The organism is Mesorhizobium sp. M7A.F.Ca.US.005.03.2.1 (assembly GCF_003997795.1).
Lineage (GTDB): Bacteria > Pseudomonadota > Alphaproteobacteria > Rhizobiales > Rhizobiaceae > Mesorhizobium > Mesorhizobium ciceri.
In genome coordinates, this window is sequence record NZ_RZRP01000350.1 from 1 (window position 1) to 6,253 (window position 6,253).

Below are 6,253 nucleotides of genomic sequence, written 5' to 3' on the forward strand. Positions count from 1 at the left end.
GCTATAGGCTGACCAGACGGGCTGGCCAGTTCTGAGGTCGAGTTTGCGGGACATCGCATTCTCCGGCGGCGCGCCTTAACGCCCCGGAGCTTGTGTTGTTCCGGAGTTAGAGCGGCGAGCCGCTCTAACTCCGGTTGACGAAATTCCCAAGGGAAAGCGCTATCGCTTTTCCCGGGAAAACCGTTTCACACTTTTCCTGGAATTTCTCCTAGACCCAGCCAGACAGTTCGCGCCGCACCATCGCCTCGATCACCGCCATCCCCTCCGCGCTGTCGTTGAGGCAAGGGATATGGGCGAAATTCTTGCCGCCGGCATGGTGGAAGGTTTCGGCCGCCTCGCGGCCGATCTCATCCAGCGTCTCGATGCAGTCGACGGAAAAGCCGGGATTGACGACGGCGATCGACTTGACGCCGTCCTGTGCGAGTTTCTCCACCGTCTTGTCGGTATAGGGTTGCAGCCATTCCTGCGCGCCGAAGCGCGACTGGAAGGTGATGATCAGTTTCTTGTCATCCCAGCCGAGCCGTTCGCGCAACAGCCGCGTCGTCTTCTGGCAGTGGCAATGATAGGGATCGCCCTTCTCGAAATAGGGTTTTGGAATGCCGTGATAGGAGGTGATGACCACCTCCGGCTCGAAATCCAGCGTCGCCAGATGCCGTTCGATCGAACGCGCCAGCGCCTCGATATAGACCGGCTCGTCATAGTAGGGCGGCACGCTGCGGACGGCCGGCGCGCGGCGCATCTTCATCAGCGCGCGAAACAGCTGGTCGTTGGCTGTTGCCGTGGTCGTCGCCGAATATTGCGGATAGAGCGGAAACGAAAGAATGCGATCGCAGCCCTGGTCGGCCAGACGCTGGGCAATGCTTGCAGTCGAAGGATTGCCGTAGCGCATCGCCCAGTCGACGACGACATCAGGCAGGTCGCGCAGCGCTTCGGCCAGCTTTTCGGCCTGGGCACGGGTGTAGGTGCGCAGCGGCGACTCGTTCTTTTCCCGGTTCCAGATCCGGGCGTAATTGGCGCCGGACTTCTTGGGGCGCGTGGTGAGCACAAGTCCATAGAGGATCGGATACCAGATCGCCCTGTTGAGCTCGATGACGCGCGGATCGGACAGGAATTCACGCAGATACCGCCACATCGGCTTGAAATCGGTGCCATCGGGCGTGCCCAGATTGACCAGCATGACGCCGATCTTGCCCGCCTTGACCGGCGGATGCCCAGCGGGCAACGGGCCGAGCGCTTTTGCGACCTTGGGATCGGCAGGGGTGGGAAGCGTCATAAGGGTTCTCCGGGAGACGCGAACCTAACCATCTTGCGCGCGCATTCAATGCAGCGTCTGGCCGCACCTTAAAGCGGATTGTCCGAATGGATTCAGACGGCCCGCTTTAAGTCTTTGTTTTTATGCATGTCGTTCTCCCAAAACCGAGGTCACTTTTGAGCGACATGCATTAGCCCGAAAACAGGACGCCCGTCCGGTTTTCGGACGGGCGGTGTCATTCAGGCATATAAGCGAGCTATTTCGGCGGGATGGTCAGGGTTGCGCCGACAGGAAGCCGGCGGGGTTCGTAGCCCTTGTTGGCGCCCGAAATGACCTTCCACCTGGCGCCGTCGCCATAGGCTTTCTTGGCCAGATCCCAATAGGTGTCGCCGGCAACGATGACATGGCTGGCTTCCGCTGGCGCGGCCTCAGCAGGCTTTGCCGGCTCGGCCGGTGCCGGCGCGGCTGGTTGCGCTGGCGGGGGGGGTGCTCCCTCCGTCGATATGGCCGGTGGTGTGTTGGCGATATCGCCCGAGTTGGCCGGCAATTCAGGCATTGCCGGTGCCGCTTCGGCAGGCTTGGCGGCTTCAGCCGGTGCGGGCGCCGGGGTGGCCGGGGCTGCTTCGGCTGGCTTGGCCGGATCGCTTGCCGGGGCCGCAGGCGCCGCGGCGACGGTCGCGGCTATTTCGGTGATGCGGCCGTCGAGCTTCGGCGTGTAGGGCCGGTGGGCGCCGAGATAGTCGGCAACCACCTGTTCGAGGCCGGGGCCGTAGTCGTAGGCATTCCTGGCCTTGTCGGCAAAGACCTTGTAGCCGTCGCCGCCCTGGCGAACATAGTTGTTGGTGGCGACCAGATAGTCCTTCTCCGGCTTGATCGGCGTCCAGGCACCGCCTTCCATGACCTCCACCGATTTGACCCGGCCGGCATTGGGCGCAACGGATTTGTCGAAGGAATATTTCAGGCCGGCGACCTGGGGGAAGCGCCCGGCGCCGTCCTCGACCTGACTGAGACCGCCCTCGAGGCCGGCCACCAGATCCTTGCCCGAAATCTGGAAGGTCGCCAGCGTGTTCTGGAAGGGCAGCACGGTCAGCACCTCGCCCATGGTGACGGTGCCCTTGTCGATCGAGGCGCGCAGGCCGCCGCCATTGGAGATGACGATCTCGACGCCCTGTCCCTTGACGCGGTCGAGGATGGCGTCGGAGACGAGATTGCCCATCGCGCATTCGCGGGTGCGGCAGCTCTCGCGACTGCCGTCGATGACGTCGGTGGTTTCGGCCACTTCCTTGTTCTTCAACGCCTCGATCGGCGCCCCAAGCTCCTTGATGCGGGCGAGCACGGCCGGGTCGGGGGTGATCGACTTGTCGAGATAGATCGGGTCGCCGCTGGCCGATTTGACGACGCCATTGTCGTCGAACACCACCTTGAACTCGCCGAGATATTTCGAATAGGAGGCCGCCTGCACCACCGGCACCTTGTAGCCGTCCGGATTGTCGACCATCGTCGGGTAGGGGCCTTCCGCCTTCGGGTCGGTGTTCGACAGCAGGGAATGGCTATGGCCGCCGACGACGACATCGATGCCCGGGATCTTGGCGATGACGTCACGTTCGCGCCTGTAGCCGATATGGGTCACGGCGATGATCTTGTTGACGCCTTCGCCCTTGAGCTTCTCGACTTCGGCAGTGATCGACTTGACGTCGTCCTCGATGGCGACGTTGGGACCCGGCGAAGCGAGGTCCGGCGTGTCGTTGGTGATCGCGCCGATGATGCCGATCTTCTGGCCGCCGACCTCGACGACAACAGATGGCTTGACGCGGTCGCCGAGCTTGGATTGCGCGTTGGCCTTCACATTGGCGCCGAGCACGGGGAACTTGATCATGTCGAGGAACGGCGCCAAGGCGGCCTCGCCGTCGTCGAATTCATGGTTGCCGAGGGCCATGGCATCGAACTTCATGTCGTTGAGGAATTCGCCTTCGACCTTGCCCTTATAGGTCGTGTAGAACAGCGAGCCCTGGAAATTGTCGCCGGCGCTGAGCAGCAGCACGTTCTGGCCTTCCAGCTTCTTGCGTTCCTGGGCAATCGCGGTGATCAGCCGGCCCGCGCCGCCGATGCACTCGCCCTTGGTCTCCTCGTCCGCCGAGCAGGTCGATTCATATTTGTTGTTGCCTTCGATGCGGCTGTGCCAGTCGTTGATATGCAGGATGTTCAGCGTGTAGTCGGCAAAGGACGCGCCGGCCGACAGACCGAGGGCTGAGGCTGACAGGGCTGCAATGGCGGCAAGCTTCTTCATCTTCGTCTCCCGGAAAGCTGATCAGAGGCCATTAGCGCTCTTGCTTGACTGGAACATAACAGCCGGCGCTTTGGCCATGTTCCCATCGCGTTCCGGATGACGCAAGCGGAATCCGGGACCCTTTGCCGGCACAAAAAAGGACGGCGGCCAACCAGCCGCCGTCCTTGGAAAACGAATGGTCGTGGGTTCAGACGCGCCTTGTCAGCACGAAATTCTGACCGCTGGAGCTCGTGCAGTTGAGCTGGCTTGTCGACACCATCAGGCAGTTGAAGCTGACCGCGGTCTGGCGGATCAGCGAGGTGCCGTTGATCTGCACCGATGTGGCGCCGGTCATCGTGTAGCTGCCGTCGGCAAGCTTCTGGCCGGTGTCGGTGGCTACCGTCGTGAAGGTGCCGCCGGTGAAGGTCGACAGGCCGGTGCCCTTGGCGTCTATCCACGAGCCCTCGACGCCTTTCGGCGCCGCTGCCATCGGCGGTTGATCGGGGCCGCTGGTCGCACAGGCGGCGAGCATCGCCGCAATGGCACCCGCCACGCTCATCGAAAGAATTTTGCGCGCAATGATCATGTGAAAATCCTCTCCTCTCGCATCGGCCCAAAAATCGGAAATCGATTTTCGACAAGCACGAGGCGTGCATCCAAGTTTCCAGAGCGACGTGCGTCCAGATGAATACGTATCGCTATGGTCCGCATCCCTTCAATCGCCCGATTTCCGGGCGATTGCAAGGCAGTGAGGCAGGTGGGCGGTGCTGCTATCGCACAAGGATGTTGCGGAACTGCCACGGGTCGTTCCGGTCGAGGTCTTCCGGGAACAGGCCGGGACGGTTATCGAGCGGCGTCCAGTCGGTGTAGTAGCCCTTGACCGGTCCGAGATACTGGGACTGCACTTCCAGGCACCGCCTGTAGTCCATCTCGTCGGCTTCGACGATGCCGGCCTCGGGATTCTCCAGCGCCCAGACCATGCCCGAGAGCACCGCCGAGGTGACCTGCATGCCGGTGGCGTTCTGGTAGGGGGCCAGCTTGCGCGCCTCGGCGAGCGACAGCTGCGAGCCGTACCAGTAGGCATTCTTGTCGTGGCCGTAGAGCAGCACGCCGAGTTCGTCGACGCCGTCGATCAACTCGTTCTCGTCGAGCACATGATGCACCGGCTGAGGCTTGCCGGCGGCGCCGAACATCTCGTCAAGCGACAGCATCGCGTCGTTGCAGGGATGATAGGCATAGTGGCAGGTCGGGCGGTAATGCACCTTGCCCTTCTTCGAACGCACGGTGAAGAAATCGGCGATAGAGATCGCCTCGTTATGGGTCACCAGCAGGCCGTATTGCGCGCCGGGCGTCGGGCACCACGAGCGCACGCGCGTGTTGGCGCCCGGCTGCTCCAGGTAGATGGCTGCCTTCGAGCCGTGCTTGTGCTTCTTGGCGTTCTTCGGCATCCATGTCTCGTGTGTGCCCCAGCCAAGTTCCGCGGGCTGCAGGCCCTCGGAGATGAAGCCTTCGACCGACCATGTGTTCCAGAACACATCCATCGGTTTCGGCTTCTTGGTGCGCTGGGTGTCGCGTTCGGCGATGTGGATGCCCTTGACGCCGGCCTTCTTCATCAGCTTGGCCCAGCCCTCGCGGTCGTCCTGCGCGGGCTCCGAGAACTCCAGGCCAAGATCGGTGGCGAGATTGACCAACGCCTGCTTGACGAACCACGAGACCATGCCTGGATTGGCGCCGCAGGTGGAGACCGCTGTGGCGCCGCCGGGCTTGTCGTGCTTTTCCTTGAGCAGCGACTCGCGCAGCGCGTAATTGGTGCGGCTGGCGTTGTCGGCCTTGGCGTCGAAATAGAAGCCGAGCCACGGCTCGACGACGGTGTCGATGTAGAGCACGCCGAGCTTGCGGCAGAGCCGCATCAGGTCCACCGAGCCGGTATCGACCGACAGGTTGATGCAAAAGCCCTGGCCGCCGCCATTGGTCAGAAGCGGGGTCAGGAGCTTCTTGTAGTTCTTCTCGGTCACCGCTTCCTGGACGAAGGTGATGCCGCGCTCGTCGAGCAGCTTGCGGTCGGTGTCGCGCGGATCGATAACCGTCATGCGCGACTTGTCGAACTTGAAATGGCGTTCGATCAGCGGCAGCGTTCCCCGGCCGATCGAGCCGAAGCCGATCATCACGACAGGGCCGCTGATCTCACCGTAAACGGGCCAGTTTTCATTCGCCATTTTATCGAGCACTCCTTCAAAGCCCAGGAAACTGGGAAAACGCACACACAAAACCGGGCATCTTTGCCCGGCGGCCATGCGCTACATCACAGATCATTGTCACAAACCAGCGAAAAGCGCCAACCAGCGATCAGTCGTCATTGGCCATGTGGTTAAGGACCGTCATCAGCCGATCACGGTCCGATGTCAGGCCCTTGTAGTCGAGCTGGGCGAGATCGAGTGCTTCGAGCTGGGCGGCGAAAGACACCGCGAGCTTCGCCCGATCAGGGTGCCTGGCCAGCACGGCGAGCGGGTCGAGATGGATGCGGATGGTGAACAGGATATCGCGTGAAACAGGCAGTTTGCGCAGGGTTTGCCGCTCGACGCGAATGAAGGCATGGGCGTCGATGTCGCCATCGGGAAAGCGCGACGGCCGGTTGGTGGCGCGGTCGATGCGCTGCAGGTCGGAGAGCGGATGGTAGAGCGCGTTGTCGGAGTGGATCGGCCAGTTGTAGCGCTCGACGGCCTGCCCCTGGAGGG

5 protein-coding genes are annotated in these 6,253 nt (G+C 62.4%); all 5 read right to left on the reverse strand.

From position 1 onward, the window contains the following. Positions 1-208 precede the first annotated feature (208 nt). Entirely contained in the window at positions 209-1,273 is a 1,065-nt protein-coding gene (gene hemH, locus EN991_RS19565; RefSeq protein ID WP_027161401.1) for a ferrochelatase, read from the reverse strand. Between the two features lie 235 nt (positions 1,274-1,508). Beyond that, entirely contained in the window at positions 1,509-3,539 is a 2,031-nt protein-coding gene (locus tag EN991_RS19570) for a bifunctional UDP-sugar hydrolase/5'-nucleotidase (RefSeq protein ID WP_127369345.1), read from the reverse strand. 187 nt (positions 3,540-3,726) lie between these two features. Further along, positions 3,727-4,104: a hypothetical protein gene (locus EN991_RS19575; protein WP_013529730.1), complete on the reverse strand. Its 378-nt coding sequence runs from the start codon at positions 4,102-4,104 to the stop codon at positions 3,727-3,729. A gap of 184 nt (positions 4,105-4,288) precedes the next feature. Next, positions 4,289-5,734, reverse strand: coding sequence for a homospermidine synthase (locus EN991_RS19580; protein WP_013529731.1), 1,446 nt, complete (start codon positions 5,732-5,734; stop codon positions 4,289-4,291). A gap of 130 nt (positions 5,735-5,864) precedes the next feature. Then, the coding region (locus EN991_RS19585) for a heme-dependent oxidative N-demethylase subunit alpha family protein (RefSeq protein ID WP_127369346.1) at positions 5,865-6,253 on the reverse strand (389 nt) is incomplete at its 5' end.